Source organism: Anabaena catenula FACHB-362 (assembly GCF_014698735.1).
In the GTDB taxonomy this organism is placed as follows: Bacteria; Cyanobacteriota; Cyanobacteriia; order Cyanobacteriales; family Nostocaceae; genus Anabaena; species Anabaena variabilis_A.
Map to the genome: position 1 here is coordinate 55148 of NZ_JACJTQ010000011.1, position 22152 is coordinate 77299.

The 22152-nt window shown below is 40.7% G+C and carries 19 protein-coding genes, 1 other RNA gene and 1 pseudogene; 18 read left to right on the forward strand and 3 right to left on the reverse strand.

The features are described 5' to 3' along the window. The first annotated feature begins 188 nt into the window (after positions 1-188). The 9 genes from plsX (at position 189) to H6G68_RS09735 (ending at position 8397) form a co-directional block, all read left to right on the forward strand. The gene (gene plsX / locus H6G68_RS09695; RefSeq protein ID WP_190906451.1) at positions 189-1214 is read left to right on the forward strand and encodes a phosphate acyltransferase PlsX; all 1026 of its coding nucleotides are present in this window, start codon (positions 189-191) and stop codon (positions 1212-1214) included. A gap of 230 nt (positions 1215-1444) precedes the next feature. After that, positions 1445-2482 (forward strand): beta-ketoacyl-ACP synthase III, encoded by a 1038-nt coding sequence (locus H6G68_RS09700; RefSeq protein ID WP_199332557.1) that lies wholly within the window; start codon positions 1445-1447, stop codon positions 2480-2482. Between the two features lie 274 nt (positions 2483-2756). After that, the gene (fabD, locus tag H6G68_RS09705) at positions 2757-3638 is read left to right on the forward strand and encodes an ACP S-malonyltransferase (RefSeq protein WP_190906452.1); all 882 of its coding nucleotides are present in this window, start codon (positions 2757-2759) and stop codon (positions 3636-3638) included. Positions 3639-3698: 60 nt separating this feature from the next. After that, positions 3699-4073, forward strand: coding sequence for a DUF433 domain-containing protein (locus tag H6G68_RS09710; RefSeq protein WP_190906453.1), 375 nt, complete (start codon positions 3699-3701; stop codon positions 4071-4073). Then, complete coding sequence (locus H6G68_RS09715; protein ID WP_190906454.1) at positions 4070-4462, forward strand: DUF5615 family PIN-like protein; 393 nt, start codon at positions 4070-4072, stop codon at positions 4460-4462. The genes H6G68_RS09710 and H6G68_RS09715 overlap by 4 nt, the downstream gene beginning before the upstream one ends. Before the next feature lie 201 nt (positions 4463-4663). Next, positions 4664-5782: a fatty acid desaturase family protein gene (locus H6G68_RS09720; RefSeq protein ID WP_190906455.1), complete on the forward strand. Its 1119-nt coding sequence runs from the start codon at positions 4664-4666 to the stop codon at positions 5780-5782. A 272-nt stretch (positions 5783-6054) separates the two neighbouring features. After that, positions 6055-6768 carry a PspA/IM30 family protein gene (locus H6G68_RS09725; protein ID WP_190906456.1) on the forward strand — a complete coding sequence of 238 codons (714 nt, stop codon included), beginning with the start codon at positions 6055-6057 and terminating at the stop codon, positions 6766-6768. A gap of 10 nt (positions 6769-6778) precedes the next feature. Continuing rightward, positions 6779-7645, forward strand: coding sequence for a phosphate ABC transporter substrate-binding protein (locus H6G68_RS09730; protein WP_190906457.1), 867 nt, complete (start codon positions 6779-6781; stop codon positions 7643-7645). Between the two features lie 113 nt (positions 7646-7758). After that, positions 7759-8397 carry a 1-acylglycerol-3-phosphate O-acyltransferase gene (locus H6G68_RS09735; RefSeq protein WP_190906458.1) on the forward strand — a complete coding sequence of 213 codons (639 nt, stop codon included), beginning with the start codon at positions 7759-7761 and terminating at the stop codon, positions 8395-8397. Between the two features lie 470 nt (positions 8398-8867). Here H6G68_RS09735 and H6G68_RS09740 read toward each other — a convergent pair whose 3' ends face one another. After that, positions 8868-9968: an MraY family glycosyltransferase gene (locus tag H6G68_RS09740; protein ID WP_190906459.1), complete on the reverse strand. Its 1101-nt coding sequence runs from the start codon at positions 9966-9968 to the stop codon at positions 8868-8870. Positions 9969-10126: 158 nt separating this feature from the next. Between H6G68_RS09740 and groL the strand changes: the two genes are divergently transcribed. The 4 genes from groL to rnpB all read left to right on the forward strand — a co-directional run bounded on the left by groL (position 10127) and on the right by rnpB (position 14557). After that, on the forward strand, positions 10127-11818 hold the full coding sequence (gene groL / locus H6G68_RS09745) for a chaperonin GroEL (protein ID WP_190906460.1): 1692 nt from the start codon (positions 10127-10129) through the stop codon (positions 11816-11818). A 381-nt stretch (positions 11819-12199) separates the two neighbouring features. Next, positions 12200-13345, forward strand: a complete 1146-nt coding sequence (gene corA, locus H6G68_RS09750; protein ID WP_190906461.1) for a magnesium/cobalt transporter CorA — start codon at positions 12200-12202, stop codon at positions 13343-13345. Between the two features lie 79 nt (positions 13346-13424). Beyond that, positions 13425-14141: a hypothetical protein gene (locus tag H6G68_RS09755; protein WP_190906462.1), complete on the forward strand. Its 717-nt coding sequence runs from the start codon at positions 13425-13427 to the stop codon at positions 14139-14141. A gap of 48 nt (positions 14142-14189) precedes the next feature. After that, positions 14190-14557: RNase P RNA component class A (gene rnpB / locus H6G68_RS09760), an RNA gene on the forward strand. A gap of 348 nt (positions 14558-14905) precedes the next feature. Here rnpB and H6G68_RS09765 read toward each other — a convergent pair. Then, complete coding sequence (locus H6G68_RS09765; RefSeq protein ID WP_190906463.1) at positions 14906-15163, reverse strand: alpha-amylase family protein; 258 nt, start codon at positions 15161-15163, stop codon at positions 14906-14908. Between the two features lie 181 nt (positions 15164-15344). Between H6G68_RS09765 and rnc the strand changes: the two genes are divergently transcribed. Next, a complete protein-coding gene (rnc, locus tag H6G68_RS09770) occupies positions 15345-16082 on the forward strand; it encodes a ribonuclease III (protein WP_190906464.1) in 738 nt (245 codons plus the stop codon). Between the two features lie 10 nt (positions 16083-16092). Further along, on the forward strand, positions 16093-17142 hold the full coding sequence (locus tag H6G68_RS09775; protein ID WP_190906465.1) for a Gfo/Idh/MocA family protein: 1050 nt from the start codon (positions 16093-16095) through the stop codon (positions 17140-17142). Between the two features lie 249 nt (positions 17143-17391). On the opposite strand, the gene H6G68_RS09780 is transcribed toward H6G68_RS09775, so the two are convergent. Further along, positions 17392-19413: a sensor histidine kinase gene (locus H6G68_RS09780; protein WP_190906466.1), complete on the reverse strand. Its 2022-nt coding sequence runs from the start codon at positions 19411-19413 to the stop codon at positions 17392-17394. A gap of 292 nt (positions 19414-19705) precedes the next feature. On the opposite strand from H6G68_RS09780, the pseudogene H6G68_RS27140 reads away from it, so the two are divergent. The 3 genes and pseudogenes from H6G68_RS27140 to H6G68_RS09795 form a co-directional block, all read left to right on the forward strand. After that, positions 19706-20118, forward strand: a pseudogene (locus H6G68_RS27140) (dihydrofolate reductase family protein); the annotation flags it as partial. Between the two features lie 162 nt (positions 20119-20280). Continuing rightward, positions 20281-21462, forward strand: a complete 1182-nt coding sequence (locus H6G68_RS09790; protein ID WP_190906467.1) for a GNAT family N-acetyltransferase — start codon at positions 20281-20283, stop codon at positions 21460-21462. Positions 21463-21540: 78 nt separating this feature from the next. Continuing rightward, a complete protein-coding gene (locus H6G68_RS09795) occupies positions 21541-21924 on the forward strand; it encodes a DUF4346 domain-containing protein (RefSeq protein ID WP_190906468.1) in 384 nt (127 codons plus the stop codon). The last annotated feature ends 228 nt before the right edge of the window (positions 21925-22152 follow it).

The following is a 22152-nucleotide window of genomic DNA, read 5'->3' on the forward strand; positions in this document are numbered from 1 at the left end:
TGAAGACAAGGGTGGGAAAACCCATCCTTGCCTACTCAGGGAACTCCAAAAAATAAATTATCCAATTTCACTCCAATCAAAACGACTTTTCCACCCCCTGTGTACTTTTTTAATTTTTAATTGGGAATTTTTAATTGTTAAGTATTGCAATCTGATAAAATTTGTAAGGTTTCTTTGAGCTAGGAGCAATGGGATCGACTGGTGTAAGGATCGCAATTGACGCAATGGGGGGAGATCATGCACCCGCTGAAATCGTCTCTGGCGCACTGCGAGCGCGGGAAGAATTGGGCGTAAAAATATTATTGGTGGGTGATCCACAGCAAATTGAAGCTGCTATGCCGCCAAAAACAAATATGGCGGGTTTAGAGATTGTTCCTGCTGAGGAAGCGATCGCTATGGATGAGGAACCGATCACCGCTGTTAGACGCAAACGGAAGGCTTCCATCAATATAGCGATGGATTTAGTCAAGAAACAGCAAGCAGATGCAGTATTTTCTGCGGGTCACTCTGGAGCCGCAATGGCATCAGCGTTGCTCCGCTTAGGACGATTACCAGGAATTGATCGCCCAGCTATTGGGACAGTATTTCCCACAATCGTCGCAGGCAAACCAGTGATGATACTTGATGTCGGCGCTAATGTAGACTGCCGTCCTAAGTTTTTAGAGCAGTTTGCTGTCATGGGATCGATTTATAGTCAATATGTTTTGGGAACACCTGAACCCAAAATAGGTTTATTGAATATTGGCGAAGAAGATACTAAAGGTAATGAAGTAGCTCTCCGCGCCCACCAACTCTTAAGGGAAAATACCCAAATTAATTTTACTGGCAATGCCGAAGGACGGGATGTCCTCTCTGGTGAATTTGATGTGATTGTATGCGATGGCTTTGTGGGTAATATTTTACTAAAATTTGCCGAAGCTGTGGGCGGAGTAATTCTGCAAATTCTGCGGGAAGAACTACCCCAAGGTTTACATGGTCAAATTGGCACGGCAATTTTAAAACCCAACCTTAAACGCGTTAAACAGCGCATGGATCACGCCGAACATGGAGGTGCTTTACTTTTAGGGGTAGACGGAATTTGTTTTATCGGTCATGGTAGTTCCCAAGCGCCGTCAATTTTTAGTGCGATTCGCATGGCCAAAGAAGCTGTAGACAATCAGGTACTGCAAAGACTTCAGTCCCAATATCAAATCCTACAGAGTGAAAGCGATTAGCCTTCTCTAGGAAACGCTACGCGAACAGCCATAGTCATTTGTCATTGGTCATTCAATTTTGGATTTGAGATTTTAGATTTTGGATTAACTATAGAAAAATTAATTTCATTTTCAATGCCCGATTTCTTTATTAATCTAAAATCTCCCCTCTAAAATCTAAAATTGGCACGGTCACTAGTCATTAGTATTAGTTACTTATCTTGATAAAAATGACAATTGACAACTGACACATGACAACTGACAAAAATGCTGAAGCTTATAGGAGATTAAGAGTGCCAATATTCAATGGTGTAGCAATTACAGGCAGTGGCTCGGCAGTACCAGCAACTACCCTAGATAATAAATCACTAACTCAACTGGTAGAAACATCAGATGAGTGGATTACCACAAGAACAGGAATTAGTCAACGGCGGTTAGCATTGCCACCTGAGTCATTAACTTCACTTGCTACTACTGCTAGTCAGCAGGCTATTGCAGCAGCAGGAATTAATCCAGAGGATATTGATTTAATTTTGCTGGCAACTTCTACCCCAGACGATTTATTTGGTAGTGCTTGCCGCATTCAAGCTGAATTAGGCGCTGTCAAAGCAGTCGCTTTTGACTTAACAGCAGCTTGTTCTGGCTTTGTATTTGGACTAGTCACAGCAGCCCAATACATTAAAACAGGTGTTTATCAAAATGTACTGCTGATAGGGGGAGATATCCTCTCTCGTTGGGTAGATTGGCAAGATCGGCGGACTTGTGTGTTGTTCGGCGATGGTGCAGGGGCAATAGTTTTGCAGGCCAGTAAGAGCGATCGCTTGTTAGGATTTTCTCTTAAAAGTGACGGCACTCAAAATCATTATCTCAACATCGGTTATGAAGGTTCTGCCCAAGAACTGAGTCCAGGTATAAATGTAACCAAAGGAACTTATCAGCCTATCAGCATGAATGGCAAAGAAGTCTATCGCTTTGCTGTTCAAAAAGTCCCAGAAGTTATAGACAAAGCCTTATTTGCAGCTAATCTCACCGTTGACCACATAGATTGGCTCGTATTACATCAAGCAAATCAGCGAATACTGAACGCTGTAGCGGAGCGTTTAAATATTCCAGAACATAAAGTAATCAGTAATGTCTCCAATTATGGTAACACCTCCGCCGCTTCTATTCCCCTAGCATTAGATGAAGCAGTGCGAGCAGGAAAAATTCAAACCAATGATATCATTGCTACCTCCGGCTTTGGTGCTGGTCTTTCCTGGGGTGCAGCAATTTTTCAATGGGGAAGGTAAAGAGGCAGGGGGCAGGGAGCAGGGGAGCAGGGGGCAGGGGAGGGAATTTCTTGCCCAATGACCAATGACCAATGACCAATGAATGACCAATGACTAATAACTGGGGAAGGTAAAGAGGCAGGGGGCAGGGAGCAGGGGGCAGGGGGCAGGGAGCAGGGGGCAGGGGGCAGGGAGCAGGGGGCAGGGGGCAGGGGAGGGAATTTCCTGCCCAATGACCAATGACCAATGACCAATGACCAATGACTAATAACTAATAACTAATAACTAATGACAAATGACTAAAACTGCATGGGTGTTTCCCGGACAAGGTTCGCAAACCTTAGGTATGGGAATGGATCTACTAGAAATACCATCTGCTCAAGAAAAATTTGCCCAAGCTGAGGCAATTTTGGGCTGGTCTGTCATAGATATCTGTAAAAATGATGAAGAAAAACTATCACGCACACTGTATACTCAACCGATTCTTTACGTAGTAGAAAGCATTATCGCTGATATCCTACGAGAACGAGGACAGCAACCAGATTTAGTTGCTGGTCATAGTTTAGGAGAATACATAGCCCTTTATATTGCTGGCGTTTTTGATTGGTCTACGGGCTTACACTTAGTTAAACGTCGGGCGGAAATCATGGATAGTTCCGCAGGTGGAATGATGGCTGCACTGATGAACTTTGACCGTGAAGAATTGGAAAAAGTCATTAGTGATACACCTAATGTAGTTCTAGCAAATGATAACAGTCCGGCTCAAGTCGTCATTTCTGGGACTCCAGATGGTGTACAGGCTGTAATGTCGCAAGTCAAAGCCAAGCGCGCTATCCCCTTAAAAGTTTCAGGAGCATTTCACTCACATTTAATGACAGCTGCTTCCACTGAATTCCAAGAAATTCTCGACTCAGTGATTTTTGAATCAGCGGTAGTCCCAGTTTTGTCTAATGTCGAACCTGTTGCCACAGTAGATGCTGACGTATTAAAACAGCGCCTTTCTCGACAAATGACAGGTTCAGTTCGGTGGCGAGAAATTTCTCTACAATTACCAGAAAATGGAATTGAGCGAGTTGTAGAAATTGGTCCTGGTAATGTTTTAACTGGTTTGATTAAACGTACTGCTCCAGGCTTGATTTTGGAAAACATTCGTAATGCTGCTGAGTTACCTGTTTAGGGTAAATTCATTCACAATTAAATTAGGGTCAACAGAAACAATTTCTAGGAGATGATGGATATGACAACCGTATCCAATGAACAATCAGGTATCATTCGGACAGAAAAAGGACTGATGATAACCGGAACTCGTATTACCTTGTACGATGTGATGGACTATTTAAAAGCCCAATATCCATCCAAGTTGATTCGTGAAAAGCTCGGACTAAATGATGAGCAGATTAACTTGGCTTTAGCTTACATAGATGCTCATCCTGCGGAAATAGAAACTGAGTATCAAGAATTTCTCCAAACAGCAGAGGAAATTCGACAGTATTGGCAAGAACAAAACCGCGAACGATTTGCCAAAATAGCAGCTATGCCTACTAAAGTTGGTCAGGAAGCTCTGCGTGCAAAACTGCAATCGTGGAAAGAGCGCATTACATCCCAATCATGAATTTTCTAATTGACTATAATTTGACAGGGGACGCGGTTTTATTCTGGGGAACACTTGCAGCAGAAGGTTGGGTTGATCTCTTGTCAATTCGCTTTTTCACTTTTAAACAAATTGGATTAGCAACAGATAGTAGTGACAGAATTGTGTGGCAATTTGCTCAAGCAAACCAAATGATTCTGATTACAGCTAATCGCAATATGAAAGGATCTGATTCGCTAGAGCAAATGATTCGTGAGGAAAATATAGAAACTTCACTACCAATTCTCACTATTGGAAATCCTGATCGATTCGATGAGCGTGGTTATAGAGAAAAATGTGCGGCTCGTCTAGTTGATATTGTATTAGATATTGAAAACTATATGGGAGCGGGTAGAATCTTTATTCCTTGAAGTTTTTGGTCTGGTGGAATAGCGATTTCAATATCATAAAAAAGTTATGTAGCCTATTTTTTTGTCTAAAGATTGACTTGATGAACTCCAGTAATTTGTTAAGGGTTTCAGTAAGATAACGCCAAAAAAATCGACCTTAAAGTTCCTGACGATTTCTCAAAAATCGGCTTAATAACTATTCAAACAAAACTAAAAATATTCATGAATACAGTTGAACAAAACACTTGGATGACGCAAGCAGACTATGCTAAAAAGCTGCGTCCTTTACTTCCAGCAGAAGCATTTCTCCCTGATACTACTAAAGTCTGGATTCTGTTAATTAATCTAGCAATTTTAGGGCTGGGTTGGGGAATTGCCAATCACCTTGATGACTGGAATTGGTATTTTCTCTGGCTTTATTTGCCACTAGCATTAGTGATGGGTAATAGTGTTATTGTTCTCCTTTTTAGTACCCACGATTTGCTCCACAGCCGCAGCATTAAAAATCCCCGGTTGAGGCAAGTAATTAGTCTGCTGGGATTAACAATGTTATGGATGCCACCAACTTTATGGAAGGCAGTACACAATCGAGAACATCACAATAAAACAAATTCTTTACAAGATCCAGATCGCAATTATTTAGATAGCCAACCTCAAAATTGGGGTAAATGGATTCAGAATGCTTTTGTCCCCTCCGCTGAGGTAAATCCTATTTTACTGTTTATCGGTATGGGTCATGCTTGGGGAGTTCACGCATTTCGTAACCTGACCTCAGTGTTATTATTTAACAATGGTAAAGCCGAATATCCTGTGGTAGCTTTTACAGTTAGTGGCAAAGAACGACGTGCGATCGCTCTAGAATTATTAATTATCATAGGAATACATGGGAGCATCTTAACTTACCTGGAATTCCATCCCGTTAAACTTCTCCTGGGCTACTTTTTACCAATTTGGATAGGCTATGCAGGTCTTATATTTTATATCTATACTAATCATATGGTATGTAAAATGACAAGTGTAAATGATCCTCTGATCAATAGTCTTTCTATTCGAGTTCCTAAAATATTTGATGTTTTACATTTTAACTTTTCTTACCATACCGAACATCACATTTTTCCTGGCATAAATTCAGATTACGCGCCAATGGTGCAAGAATTATTACAAACACATTACCCTGAACGTTTCAATTTGTTGAATGCTGGCAAAGCATGGCAATTGATGCTGCAAACTCCTCGTCATTACAAAGATGACAACACTTTCACAGACTGGTCTGGAAACAAGTCCGTGGAATGTCCAATCTTATGCACAAATCATCTCACTGATGATAGTAATGCTCAATAAATCTCTGTAGTAAATAATGAATGTGGAGACTTTTTCAGGAACGTCTCTACAAGCATTCTAGAAGATACACATTTAAATTTAGTCCATGTCTAATGATGGGTTTGGCTAATGAAAAAGTTTTGCCTAAAATCATAATTATGCAATTTACAGGCGTGATAGCTTAATATAAGTTTTTGCTAAATACCTGAAAAAGTTGACATAAGACTGGTGTATATGTCTATATTAAGGTAAAAATATTACCATAACCATCCTCACTGAAATAACTTTGGGTTATGAAAAAAGCTGTCTACTGGATAATGGGTGAAAGGGCAGGGCGAACCATAGTTGGGACTTGGAACTGGTTATGGGGAATGCCTGTCGAGTCTGGTGGTAAAGTGGCTGTAGCCGTTGCTGAAGAATCTCTACAGTCAATGCAAGAAGCAGTGCAGAAACTGGCTGTAGCAGTTGCGGCTCAAGAAGGTGCTTATAAAACCGCCAAGAATAAATATGAGACAAAAGTTAAAGAATTCAAAACCCTAGAGCAACAAGCGATGATTGCTCAAAATGGTGGCAATGAAGAAGCAGCGCGAATGGCCATGAGTAAGGCTATTCAAACAGAGCAAATCTTGCCCAAACTAGAAGAAATGGTTAAACAGGCGGAAATGGCAGTCAAGGCTTCTAAAGATAAACTCAACCGTGAGCGTATGAAGCTAGAAAGTTATAAAGCCGATATGCAGAATATGAAAGATATGTCAGAGGTAAATGAAGCTCTGGCTATGATAGCCAAAGTCAATAATGAATTTGACATTGGTTCTGCTAAAAGTGACTTTGAAAAAGCTAAAGATGCAGTAGAACGTCGAAATCTCAAGACAGAAGCTTTAGCAGAATTGTCAGAAAATCCAGCAGAAAAACTACAGGCCGAAATCGAAAATATGACATTAGACGACGAAGTTGCCCGTCGTTTGCAAAGGTTACAAGATTCTCAACCCAAACAACTACCAGAATAAATAGGAATTTATGAGTCAGAAAAGCGGACCACCTCCTATTGTTTTTATCTTGTTGTTTTTAGGGCTTTTGGGTGGTGGTTACTGGTGGTTTTTCATGCGGAACTCTGCTTCAACCACTACAACTACTACTGGGGCTTTTTCACTACCAACAACAGTAGCCAGCGGTACTACCGTAAAAATAGACGGTTCTACCAGTATGGTGACAATTAACCAAAATCTTAAAAATAGTTTTGAGAAACAGTTTGCGGGTACAAAGGTAGAAACATTTGGGAATGGGACAGATAAGGGAATTCAGGATCTATTGGCTGGTAAAGTTGATATTGCCGCAGCTTCCAGACCATTGACAGCACAAGAGCAAGGTCAGGGATTGAAGACTGTTACTGTAACACAAGATGCGATCGCTCTGATTGTCAGTAAGGCAAATCCTTTCAACCGAGGATTAACCAGCAGCCAAATTGCAGATATTTTTCAGGGAAAAATTAATAATTGGTCAGCAGTGGGTGGTTCACCTGCAACAATCCGCGTTATTAATCGACCGATAATTAGTGGCACACATCAAACATTTAAAGAATTGGTGTTAAAAGGAGCTAATTTTGGGACGACACCCAACATTACGACATTACCGCAAGATGCTACAACTCCCTTAATTCAAGCTTTGAAAAAAGATGGTATCGGCTATGCTACCTTTGCTCAAGTTGCTAATCAGCAAACCGTGCGAGTTGTTGCTATTGAGGGCTTGACTCCAGAAGCCGCTAGTTATCCTTACAAACGTTCACTGTATTACGTTTATAAAGACCCTGCTAATGTGGGAGTGCAAGCATTCCTAGGCTATGCAACTTCGCCCCAAGGTCAGCAGGCTTTAACATTAGGAAACTAGTGTAGAAGAAATAGAAAGTTATGATCTGGGAGAATGCTCCCAGTTAAAGGTTAAAATGAATTCTGACTGCTGAATTCTGACTGCTGAATTCTGTTTTATTTATATTATTTTCTGTGACTAGAACTCGTGAACCCTTAATTAGTTTGGCACTGTATCACGCCTTTAAATGGTCAGTGGTTAGTCCTATGCTGCATACTTACTTTCGGATCAAGATTTATGGCGTGGAAAACGTCCCTCAAACGGGCCCATTGCTAGTAGTCAGCAATCATGCCAGTTACTTTGATCCACCAATTGTTTCTAGTTGTGTACGTCGTCCCGTCGCGTACATGGCTAAAGAAGAATTATTTAAAGTCCCAGTTTTAGCACAAGCAATTAAATTATACGGTGCTTACCCGGTTAGTCGGGGAAGTGCTGATCGGACTGCAATCCGTTCTGCTTTAGAATGTCTTGATAATGGTTGGGCTGTGGGCGTTTTTTTAGAAGGGACTCGTACCCCAGATGGTCGGATTACTGACCCCAAAAGAGGAGCCGCACTACTAGCAGCAAAGGCAAAAGTACCTTTTTTACCCGTAAGTTTATGGGGTACTGACAAGATTTTACACCCAGGTTCATCGCTTCCCCGTTCAGTTCCCCTGACTGTCAGAATTGGTAAATTAATTGATGCTCCTAGTTCCACTAATAAACAAGAATTGGAGACATTGACACAAAAATGTGCATCTGTAATTAATGAAATGCACGATTTAGGGCGATAATAGCAATTTTAGATTTTGGATTTTCAAGTAAGTGAACCACATTTTTTATTTCACGCTCCAGAGAAATAAAGAGTGTAGTCCAAATACGTGAAAACTGCGGTCATGTCCACGATAGAAATGAAAATGCCGCAGTTATAGCAGGAGTCAGGAGTCAGGAGACGCTTCGCAGACCTTCGGTTCAGGAGTCAGGAGTAAACCCTCTTTAAGTGGGAGTTTCATTATCAATTGATGTCCTAACCACCCTGTCCACGGCTATACAAGTAGTCGGACAAAATTAAATTCATTAGTGGAGAGAGAGAACTCTTAACAGGGAACGGGGAACAGAAAAACAATCCGTGTAATTAATTCTGTCGGGGTACTTATCAATTCACTTAATTAAAGCTACAAATGAATCCCCGCCTCTCACCGTCTCCCCGTCCCCACGTCTGTCCATTTGTATCAATCATAGAAAAAGAGAGTTTCAAAGAGAGTTAAGAGTTCCCTGTTCCGTGTTCCCTGCTGTATATTCGTTGCCAGACAGTAAAAGCTAAAAGCAAAATAACACTACTGGCACAAGCCATCATTACTAGCAAACTCATCCCTTGTACTCTCATTGCCAACAGGTTAAAAAACAAGGTAATTGACCACAATGTAAAAGCGGCGTGACGTTGGGATAATCCCCAAGCCAGCAAGCGGTGATGTAAATGGTCTTTACCGGGAGTACTGAGAGGGTTTTTTCCTGCCAAGAGTCGCCGGATAAACACCTGAGTAGTGTCTAAAACTGGCAACAGCAGAAATAAAACCGTGGGGATCAGAGCATAAACAGTATTTTGTTGAAGTTTGCCCAAAATACTAGTTGCTGCTAGTACATAACCGAAAAAATATGCTCCGGCATCACCCATGATGATGCGCGACGGGTAGAAATTATGGCGCAAAAAGCCTAGTGCTGCACCTGCCAAAGCTGCCAAAACTAAAGTAGCCGCCGCCCGATTATTAAATTGGGCAGAAACCGCTAACAAATTCATGGCGGTAATGAAACTGATTCCTCCTGCCAAACCATCCATACCATCCATTAAGTTAATAGCATTGGTAATACCTACAACCCACAATACTGTCAACGCCATCGACAGCAGCGAATCAATAGGAGTACCAAACATCACTTTGATGCTGATGCCATTGGCAACCAGCAACAGTGCTGTCGTAATCTGCGCCCACAACCGAACAGAAGGGGGTAAGCCAAATTGGTCATCAATAAAGCCGACAAGGACTAATATCGACCCTCCTAACAGAATCGTTAAAACTTGAGCTAATACGCCTTGGAGTTCAATAGGACGTAAAAGGCTGGCTAGTACCAAAGCGGCGATAACACCGGCATAGATAGCCAAACCTCCTGCATTAGGTAAAGGTTCTCGATTTAGTCGCCGGGCGTTGGGTTGGTCTGCCCAACCTACCCGTAAGGCAAATTTGCGTATAATCGGCATTAAACGCCACGTTACAAGCCAAGCCAAAAGAAAAGTAAAAACTACTGCCAACCAGCCGGTGCCGCTAGGGTCAGCAATACCAAGGGATTTCAGGGAGTTCTCTAGGTTCATCTCCCAATTCCACCATTACTGCCAGTATCTAAAATGAGCATTAACTGTAATATTAATCAATTTTTTATTTGTATCTGTTAAATTCAGTAGCTGAGGCACTTAGCACTCTTTGCCTGTGAGTGCTAAATTGTCTAATGGAAGCGCTAGAGAAATAAAACATGGCCAAGATTATTGCATTTAATGAAGAATCACGACGGTCTTTAGAAAAGGGTATTAACGCCTTGGCTGACGCGGTGAAAATCACCTTGGGGCCAAAGGGTCGTAATGTCCTTTTAGAAAAAAAATTTGGTATACCTCAAATTGTCAACGATGGTATCACTGTTGCCAAAGAAATTGAATTAGAAGATCCTCTGGAAAATACTGGAGCCAGATTAATTCAAGAAGTAGCCTCCAAAACTAAAGATATTGCTGGAGATGGCACTACTACGGCCACGGTTCTAGCACAGGCTATCATTAAGGAAGGGTTAAGGAACGTTGCCGCCGGTACAAACCCCATTAGCTTGAAACGGGGAATTGATAAAACCGTTGAGTTGCTAGTGGCAGAAATTGCCAAAATAGCCAAGCCAGTGGAAGGCAGTGCGATCGCTCAAGTTGCTACCGTTTCTGCTGGTAATGACGAAGAAGTGGGCAATATGCTGGCTCTAGCAATGGAAAAAGTCACCAAAGATGGTGTCATCACCGTTGAAGAATCCAAATCCCTCACAACCGAATTAGAGGTAGTAGAAGGGATGCAAATTGACCGGGGTTACATTTCCCCCTACTTCATCACCAACAACGAACGGATGACGGTGGAGTTTGAAAACGCCCGCATTTTGATTACCGACAAAAAAATCAGCAGCATTCAGGATTTAGTACCTGTATTAGAAAAAGTTGCCCGTGCAGGTCAAGCTTTGCTGATAATTGCCGAAGATGTCGATGGAGACGCTTTGGCAACTTTAGTCGTCAACAAAGCACGGGGTGTGCTGACGGTTGCAGCAATTAAAGCCCCTGGATTTGGTGAACGCCGCAAAGCTTTATTACAGGATATCGCCATTCTGACCGATGGGCAGATGATTTCTGAAGAAATCGGTTTAAGTCTAGATACCGCTACTTTGGAAATGTTGGGTACTGCCCAAAAAATCACCATTGACAAAGAAAACACCACTATTGTCGCTGGTAGCACCACCAAACCAGAAATCCAAAAGCGGATTGCTCAAATTCGCCAGCAGTTAGAAGAAACTGATTCTGACTACGACACAGAAAAATTGCAAGAACGCATCGCCAAACTAGCTGGTGGTGTGGCAGTTATCAAGGTGGGCGCAGCCACAGAAACCGAACTCAAAGACCGCAAGCTGCGAATTGAAGACGCACTTAACGCCACCAAAGCCGCAGTTGAAGAAGGCATTGTTCCTGGTGGTGGTACTACCCTGATTTACCTGGCTTCTAAGATAGAAGCAATTAAAAACAGCCTCGATGCAGAAGAAAGGATTGGCGCTGAAATCGTCGAAAGAGCGCTAGAAGCTCCTTTACGCCAAATCGCTGACAATGCAGGTGTTGAAGGTTCCGTGATTGTTGCCAAAGTGCGGGAAACTGATATTAACATCGGCTACAACGCTGCTACAGACGAATTTGAAGATTTAATTGCCGCAGGTATCATCGATCCTGCCAAAGTTGTGCGTTCAGCTTTACAAAACGCCGCTTCTATTGCGGGGATGGTCTTAACTACCGAAGCAATTATCGTCGAGAAGCCTGAGAAACAAGCTGCCGCTGCCCCTGATGGTGGCATGGGCGGTATGGGTGGCATGGGCGGCATGGGCGGTATGGGCGGTATGGGTGGTATGGGCGGCATGGGCGGCATGGGTATGTTCTAATCACAACTTCCCCAAATAATTAATTTTTAATTTTTTCTACAGTTTGTCTTCACAAAAAGGCAAACTGTTTTTTATAGCATTCAGAAATTTTGCAGAAACTTATAAATGTTATTATGTCGGCTGTAATACTGCTGACTTTTCACGATAATTGTAAAAAGCGGCTTTGCTCAAGGTCAATTACAATAATTCGTAATTCATAATAATGCTTACAGTCCCGCTAGGGATACATAATAATGCCTAAGGCAGGCTACCGCCAACGTAATTAAGTTTTGTAATGAAGATTTAGACCTTGCCTAACATACTTGCTGCTTTTAGAAGCTCTTGACTTAAACCCCCAGAATTAGTTAGAACCTTTGACAAATGACTATTAGGTAAAAATGCATGATTAGAAAAATTCGCCGTACTTCTAAAGTTATTACTAAAAAATATGAGAAAGAATATTATCATCAACCAGGAACTCTGCCAGGCACAATCATCATTGATGAAAATGCTGAACAGCCAATTATTTTTATAATTGACTATAACCAAACTAACTTTATCCGTGAACAAATTACTAACCCTGAAGATTGCCTTAATTATTTGGATACAGAATCTGTTTCTTGGGTAGATGTACAAGGCTTAGGTAATAGAGATGTCTTAGAACGCTTGGGGAAAGTTTTTGATTTACATCCTCTAGTTTTAGAAGATGTGGTGAATATGACAGAGCGTCCCAAAATTGAAGATTATGAAGACCAATTGCTGATTATTGCTCGCATGGTAGTACCGAAGGAAAAAGGCTATGGTTTTTATAGTGAACAAGTAAGTTTAGTATTGGCAAAATATTATTTACTCACAGTTCAGGAGGAAGCAGAACATGATTGTCTGGAAGGAGTAAGGGTGCGAATTGAAAAAAATAAAGGTATTATTCGCAAACAAGGAGCGGATTATTTAGCTTATTCTTTATTAGATGCAATTATTGATGGCTTTTTTCCCGTATTAGAACTTTATGGCGAGCAAATTGAAGAGTTGGAGCAGGAAGTAATTATTAAACCTACCCCACAAACACTACGAAAAATTTATCAAATCAGACGAGAATTACTGCAACTACGTCGTGCAATCTGGCCTCAACGGGATGCAATTAATTCTTTAATTAGAGATGGCAGTGAACTAATTGGTGATGAAGTGCGAATTTATTTACGAGACTGTTATGATCATACGGTGCAAGTGATGGATATGGTGGAAACTTACCGAGAACTATCATCTGGATTAATGGATGTTTATCTTTCCGCAGTTAGCAACAAAATGAATGAAATTATGAAACTGCTAACTGTAGTTTCATCAATTTTTATTCCCCTAACTTTTGTGGCTGGAATATATGGCATGAATTTTAATACTGAAAAATCGCCATATAATATGCCTGAACTGAATTGGTATTGGGGTTATCCATTATGCTTGGCATTCATGGCAATGATTGCTGGTATATTAATATTCTTTTTTTGGCGACGGGGTTGGCTAAATAATTCAGTAGATATTAATAAGCATGATTAAAAATGCCACCCAAAAAATTATAATCAATAAATTAATCTAACAATCGACAAAATATTAGCGGGAGTTGAAGAACAAATTTATGGCAATACAAAGCGGCGATCAAAATCTCATTGTTTTGACGGTTTATATTCTGGGGGTATATTACACATTCAATCGCATGATTGAATCTATCGACGATATGGTAATGCTGAATTTTCAGAAAGCTCTTGTTGATGAACAATTAAAAGAGCAAAATCTCCAAGATACAGTGGGCATTTCTTTTAAGACAAGTAATTATGGTTTAGATAAGATAGAAACTGATCTGAAAGAGTTATCAATGAGTATTGAAAATAAATCAGAAAGTATTGCCATATACGTTGATTGGGATAATAGTTCTTTTGTGGTTGAACATACTCAGCAATCCCGCCGAGTGATTCGCAAATCCCCAGATTTAACTCGTGATTTAGCCATACCCCAAGTACCTACTATCATTGCTCCTAAGAAAACTATTTCGGAAAATGTCACCGCAGAAGATGTTTTTCAACGAGATAAAGAATTAGGTATTTATAAACCAGCATCGCCTTTAATTAATGTTGCTGCCATCAAAAAGAATGATAAGCAAAAGAAGTTATACAAAGACTTTCTAGATGGCACAAAGGATTTAGAATTTTCATTACAACTCGTGCTGCGGATTTCGGAAATGAGAGTCGGTATTGCTCCTGGTATCAATGTTCCTCCAGTGTCAATTATCAATTGTCCCTTTACCATCACCAAGCTACCCTGGACTTACGCTTTACCTTGGAATAAAAAGAAGTAATTCCGATCCAGACACAGATGGCGATCAAAGCGTACACTGGATAAAGGAGAGAGTAGGCGTAGGCAGTTGCAGATCAGTTATCAACACTGGTTTGAGGAAAGTCCGGGCTTCCGAAAGACCAAACTTGCTGGATAACGTCCAGTGCGAGCGATCGTGAGGATAGTGCCACAGAAAGATACCGCCCATCAATTTTAAATTGGTTGGTAAGGGTGCAAAGGTGCGGTAAGAGCGCACCAGCAGCATCGAGAGGTGCTGGCTCGGTAAACCCCGGTTGGGAGCAAGGCCAGAGGAACTATGGTTGGTCTTTTACCAGTTCCGTTAAACAAGAGCCGCTAGAGGTGTCTGGTAACAGGCATCCCAGATAGATAACTGCCCTCGAAAGAGAACAGAACCCGGCTTACTACCGACTCTCTTCTTTAAACGAATTATGGATTTTTTATTTTCCATAGTTCGTTTTTTAGTTTCAGCGATTAGAAATCACCGCTACACAAACTAAGTCCACACTATGGCTAACGCCACGCTACGCTATCGACAAGCTCAGTGACCGCCTGCGTGGACTAATGAAAAATCAAAAATTTCAAACCCTCACATCATGAAGCTTTAAATGCACCTTTACTAAAACCAGAGAAAAAGAAAAGAGCGAAGAAAAGTAATTAATTGTTAACCTAAATAGCTAGGGGTTTAGCATTGCTAAACCCCTACAAAAATTTTATCCATATCATGATTTTGGTGAATTGCTATAGAATAAACCTCTACCATAAATCTTAGGCGTTAATATCGTCCCAAAGCTGTGAAACTGGGAAAGTTTGCCCTGTTGCTACCTGTCGCATTGACTCTTGCAGATCAGCTAATATTTGTGCTTTTGGCTCTTGTTCATCAATCCAAGCTAAACCACTGGTATTATCAGAGTTGATGGAACTTATAAGCTGTTTCCAAAGTTCTACGGGAACGAGTACATCGGTTGTTTCTCCGTCTACATTGGTGACATAACGAATCTGACTTTCAATCTGTGCAATCATCATCGGTTGATCTCTCGCTTCATGTTTTTATTGTAGGGTAGGCGATCGCTAATTCCAAATTTCATAAATCTTTGCATTTATGAAAATGCTGACACAGTAAGTTTTTCCACAAAAACCAACTTGTATTTATACTCTATATTTAATGCTAAGTTAGGATTATTAGCCCTTTTTCCACACTTACTGAATGTCTCTCGTTTATCCCCGCCGTCAACGGCAACTTGAAAGTTTAGTCCAAAAGCTGGGTTTGTCAAAAGATGCACCGATAAAGTGGCCTTTACTTGATTTGGCGCTAACTCATGCGACTGTTTCTGAGTCGGCAAATTATGAACAGCTGGAGTTTGTGGGTGATGCGGTGGTGCGGCTGGTAGCGGCTGTAATGTTATGGGAACATTATCCTGATTGCTCTGTGGGGGATTTTGCGGCTATTCGTTCCGTTTTGGTGAGCGATCGCATTCTTGCCCAATTAGCAAGAGGATATGGTTTAGAATTATACTTACTCGTCGCTGGTAGTGCTACCGCTGATCATGTTGGTCAAGAATCAAGACTTGCAGATGCTTTTGAAGCAGTTCTGGGAGCGCTTTATCTCAGTACTCACAATCTCAATCTGATTCGTCCTTGGTTAGATCCCCACTTCCAACAACTGACTACAGAAATTCGTCTTGATCCCGCAAGACTCAACTATAAAGCGGCTCTCCAAGAATGGACTCAGGCACAATTTAAAGTTCTGCCAGAGTATCGAGTAGTGGAGGTGAATCAACCCCACGGCACTCAAGAGCGTTTTGTGGCTGAAGTTTGGTTAAATGAAAAAATGTTAGGACAAGGCAAGGGACGCTCTATTAAAGCAGCTGAACAGGCAGCAGCTAAAGTAGCTTATGTAGCAGTTACTGAAGAGGTGATTGCTAAGGGAGCAAATGACAAATGACTAAAAACTAATGACTCATATTAAACTTGCGATCATCGGGGTAGGACGTTGGGGAGTACATTTACTGCGAAATTTTTTAGCACATCCTCAAGTGTATGTAGTGGCTGTAGTAGACAACCATCCAGCAAGATTGACAGCAGTCCAACAACAATTCAATTTAGGTGAAGATGTATTATTAACAACTGATTGGCAAGTTGTCAAGCAAGTTCCAGGAGTGAATGCAATAGCGATCGCAACTCCTGCTACCACTCACTATGCCTTAATTAAAGATGCTCTCCAGCTGGGATATCATGTTTTGGCAGAAAAACCCTTAACTCTTAATCCAGAAGAATGCCGGGAACTTTGCCAATTAGCCGATTATCAGCAATTGATACTCATGGTTGATCACACCTATTTATTTCATCCAGCCGTGGAACGAGGTCAAACTGTTGTTCAGTCTGGTCAATTAGGTGCTTTACGTTATGGCTATGCTACCCGCACCCATTTGGGTCCCGTTCGGCAAGATGTTGATGCATTGTGGGATTTAGCTATTCACGATATCGCCATCTTTAACACTTGGTTAGGTGAATTACCTGTGAAAGTACAAGCAACAGGTACGGTGTGGCTACAGGAAAATAGGGAAATTGAGGGAACCGCAACAGAAAACCAAGGTTTAGCTGATTTAGTTTGGGTAAAGCTGACTTATCCAGATCAATTTCAAGCCTATATTCACCTATGTTGGCTAAATCCTGATAAACAGAGACGATTAGGGATTGTGGGTAGCAAGGGTAGCTTGATTTTTGATGAAATGTCCTCCCCATCACCGTTAACTCTGATACATGGAGAGTTTTCTCAACAGGAAAATTTCTTTATTCCTGTGAATCAAAGCCAAGAAGTGCTGGACATTGAAAAGGGTGAACCATTACAGAAAGTGTGCGATCGCTTTGTTGTCTCTATCCTCCAGAATACCCCTTCTCTGGTTTCCTCTGGTTGGGTAGGTAGAGAATTAGTAGAAATTCTCACCGCTTTGACGACATCTCTTCAGCAAGGTGGTAAATCTATTAAAATCACTAATCCTTAATTTTATGATTTGTAGTAACCGTTCAGCGGGTTAGACAAGCGATCGCCATAAATTTAATTTATATAGGACTAAATATACAGCGCTTCCTACTGTTATCAGGTACAGTTTTTTATCCTAAGTAGGGGCGGGGTTTCCCCGCCCTATATTGTATTGAATAGGGTTTCCCCGCTCTATATTGTATTGAATGGGGTTTCCCCGCCCTATATCGTATTGGATTCTGAAAATAAAACTTAATTCCAAGAGGAAATATTAAAGCTTTGCTACTTTTTCCCCTTGTTGTAAAAGTTGATTGATATCACCTGTATCTACGTGTTCTCCCTTTATCTCTGCTGGCTGCAAGCTAGGATAACTAATTGCTTTCACTTCATTAATAGAAGTATGTTCACTATTTCTTAAATCCCCTTTTTTTACTGAGTTAGGTAACTGCTGTATATCAATCAAAGGTAATATAATTTTTACCGTCGTCCCTTGGTGCAAACCCAAACTCTCAAGAGTAATAGTTCCTCCCATGAGTTCGATTAAATTGCGAGAAATTGCTAATCCTAGTCCAGTTCCTTCAAATTTGCGTGTGGTTGTACCATCCACCATCACAAAGGGGCGAAATAGTTTATGCTGCTGTCCAGGATCAATACCTATTCCTGTATCTTTGATTGAGACTATGACATGATATTTACCATGACTGTGCTGAATATCTGTACTAATGGTGATACTCCCTGTATCGGTGAATTTTGTAGCATTACCAATGATATTAATGAGAACTTGTTTGAGTTTTACTTCATCTGCCTTAATTGGTATCGCTTCATTACCTAACTCACATTTCAGTTGCAGTCCCTTGTGTTGCACATTAACTGATTGTAAATTAATGACCTCTAGCAGTAGTTGACGCAATTCTAGAGGTGTTATCACTACTGAGAGTTTACCTGCTTCAATTTTGGAAATATCGAGTAAATCATTAATAATTCCTAACAAGTGAATTGCTGTTTCATCCGCTCGCTGGAGAAATTCTAATTCTTCTTCTCGGTCATCACACATTCCATCTCTAACTAAGCGAACGCAGTTAATAATAATATTTAGTGGGTTTCTTAATTCATGGGAAGTCGTAGCTAAAAACTGACTTTTAACTTTGTTGGCTGATTTTGCTTCTTTCCAGGCTATTTCTAGTTCTTCTGCCCATGCTTTAAGTCGTTCAACCATTTGATCTAGTGCTTGTGCCAGTTGATTAAATTCCCGAATTTCAAAGTTACGAGGAATTGGTTGTGCAGCGTGGTGACTGTGAATATTTAAAGCATAGTCTCTGAGTTCTTCTACAGGGCCTGCTAGATAAGGAGCTAAATATAATGATGCTAACAAACTTGCGCCAATTAAACCGACAGTCAAAACAATAAGGATAAGTTTGATTTCATCTAAACTAAACAGTGCATTTTTTACACTTGTTACAGCTAAGATGACCCATTTCTTTTTCTGCTTTGGGGTAATGGGATCAGGAATAGCTGTATAACCAGCAACTAATTCTTCACTTTCTATAAAATTAAAATTTATTGAATCATTCCGTCCTGCAACTGCATTTTTAATTAAGCTTTTTAGTTGTTCAGCATCTGAGTAATTATTAATATTAGTTCCAACTCTTTCTGGCAAAGGGTGAGCCAAAATAGCTCCATTTTCAGCAATGACTACCAAAGATCCTGTCAGTGAACCCGGTTGATTTGTAGTTTTTTGATGCAATGTCGTTTGCAGAATTAAGGCATAAGCTAAATTTCCTCGACGATTATAAACTGGGGCTGATAACAGCAATTGCAGCTGATTCTGTGTATTTTTTTTGCCAGTTGTTCCGGCTTTGGGTGGTAATATAGCTTGGATTTGCACTTCATCACTGGGAAAGGATGATTTTAATTCTGAAATTGCTTTATCACCGCAGCTACTAGCAATAATGTTACCTGTTTGGAGATTTTTTAATTGAATACAATCAATGTGGTTTGGTAGTTGTTGCGCTAGTTGATTGAGAAATGTTTGAACTTGATCGGAGTAACCAGACTTAATGACAGTTGTTTGACTAGCACTCAGCAAATTAGTTTTCAGTAATGCAATCGCATCGGTAATTTTTTCACCTTTATTGATAGCGCTCTCTGTTAAGTTTTGTCGAGCAGTTGTCAAAAGGCTTGAGCGTGCCTTATTCAGAGCCACCATTTCTCCGACTAATAACACCGGAACAAACACCAAAAGAATTCTTGTTACTAAAATTCGTCGAAAGGACGATTGACGGAACTTAGCCATCGAGTGTCTCACTTCGCATCTGCAAACCACAATAACACCGATATGCAATTAGACTAGCTAAACGAGACATTTTATAAACTTATGGGAAATTTATTGTAACTTGTTAAAAATATCAAACTGTTATTAGGTAAAAAGACATTAGAGATACCAAAACTATTAGACAGTATATGTAATAGCGGCTGGTTTTGCATATCTATCTAAGGATGAAATTAATCAACATTGTTCTGTTGGCAAGGCTTTTCTACAATCAACTCATTCACAAGAAAAAGTTCAAAACTATCAAACCAATCCAATGGTAAAATATGTTCCTCATTCCACAGTAGTTGTGGACATGAGTGTAGATGGCAAGATAGCAGATTTTAAGCGATCGCACTGTTGGCCTCAGGGGCTGATACAACCCACCTGGAAAAACAAATTGCTGCCTCTCATGCCGTTTTATTCGGGGCAGGTACGCTCCGTGTCTACGGTACAACAATTACGGTATCAGATTCAACGCTGCTGCAACAGAGAACAAAAGAAAATAGAACTCCTCAGCCCGTTCATATAGTGATTTCGAGTTCTGACCACCTTAATCCGGATATTAAATTCTTTCAGCAACCAGTTAAATGCTGGTTAATTACGACTAAAGTGGGGGCAAATTTTTGACAATCAGGCTCAGAATTTGAGCAAATTCTGGTTACGGAAACACCAACCGAAGAAATTGATCAAGGGCAAGAATTTTTACCCGGATTTCTCACAAGTGGCAACTTCTACAAGTTCATACAATAGAATAAGAAGTATTTTGGCGCTATCGGCTGCAACCACAAGCTTCTATAGATTACGCTAATGAAAGCTTTTGCTAAATTGTTAAATATTAAAAGCCACACGATGGTAAAACCACTTAAACCTAACTATTCTGTCGTTTGGACTAACAAAATTGCCGAAGTTACCCAAGAAGCCTGGGATGCTTTGGCAATGCCACTAAAAACCCCGTTCTTGGAGTGGGAGTGGCTGAATAATATGGAAACCTCCCACAGTGCTACAGCGAACGCAGGTTGGTTGCCAAATCACTTGACGCTGTGGCGAGATAGAACATTAATTGCTGCTGCGCCACTTTATTTAAAAGGGCATAGTCAAGGCGAATTTGTATTTGATCATCAGTGGGCAGAGTTAGCCTCACGCATTGGGGTAGAATATTATCCAAAAATGTTGGGAATGTCTCCATTTACTCCGGCGGAAGGCTATCGCTTCTTAATTGCTGCTGGGGAAGATGAGGAAGAAATCACGGCGATAATGTTGCATGAAATTGATTCTTTCTGCATCAAGCATGGTATTTCCGGCTGTCATTTTCTCTATGTTGATCCTCAATGGCGTGCTGTAGTGGAAAAACAAGGTTTTACGCCTTGGTTACACCATAGTTACATTTGGGAAAACGCAGAATTTCAAGCTTTTGATGATTACTTGACAGTATTCAATGCTAATCAAAGACGCAATATTAAACGGGAACGCAAGGCTGTAGAAAAAGCAGGTTTAAGACTTGAAGCATTAACTGGTGAGGAAATTCCTAAGTCTCTGTTTCCCTTGATGTACGAGTTTTATGCTGACACCTGCGATAAGTTTGGTTGGTGGGGTAGCAAGTACCTGACAAAGAGGTTTTTTGAGCAGTTACACTATAGTTATCGCCATCGGGTGGTGTTTTTTGCTGCCTACAATGAGCAAGATCATCGCCAACCTGTGGGAATGTCCTTTTGTCTATTTAAGGATGACAGACTATATGGACGTTATTGGGGTAGTTTTCAGGAAATAGATTGCTTACATTTTGATGCTTGCTATTATAAACCGATTGAGTGGGCGATCGCTCACGGTATCCAAACTTTTGACCCCGGTGCAGGAGGTAGACACAAGAAACGGCGAGGGTTTCCAGCCAAACCCAATTACAGTCTCCATCGCTTTTACAACAATCGTTTAGGACAAATTTTGCGCCCCTATATTCGGGAAGTGAATGAAATGGAACAGCAGGAAATGGAGGCGATTAATGCAGAGTTACCTTTTAGTAAAGGTAATGCTTAGGAAAAATATCACCTCAGCAATACCTTTGAGATGTAATGTAAAAAGACTGTCGAATTAATTTTTCTTTTGAGAATGCTTATGAATTTGCTACTTGATGATTTAACCGCAATTGATAATAAACTTTCTCAACGTCATATTGACCTTGATCCTAATGGCTATTTCATAATTTACATAGACCGCAATGAACAGTTAATTTACGCCAAGCATTTCACAAATGTAATTGATGATCGCGGTTTGGCTGTAGATCCAGAAACAGGTCAAGTAATTCCGGCACGGGGAAAGGTAGAAAGAACCCACACAACTGTATTTAGTGGCAGGACTGCAAAAGAACTGTGTGTAAAGATTTTTGAAGAAACTCAACCCTGTCCTCTTACCTTACTAGACCATGCGGCTTATTTGGGTAGAGAATTTGTTCGCGCTGAAATTGCTTTAGTGACAGGGCAAGAGTACATTCAGGATTAAAATCAAGGATGATGAGTAATTGGGGAGGAGGTAATGGGTAATATTTGTTCTCCAATTATCTCTTCCTCAATTTGATAGCTGATGAGACAATTGAGTTTACGTTAATAATGTGGAAAATTGAAAGTTTCACCAAAAGCAATTTTCCTGGAGTTCTTACCTTGCGCTCATTGGTACTGTAATGAAAGAAAATAAGGTTTCTTCTGCAAATTTTTTCAAACCAACAAAAAG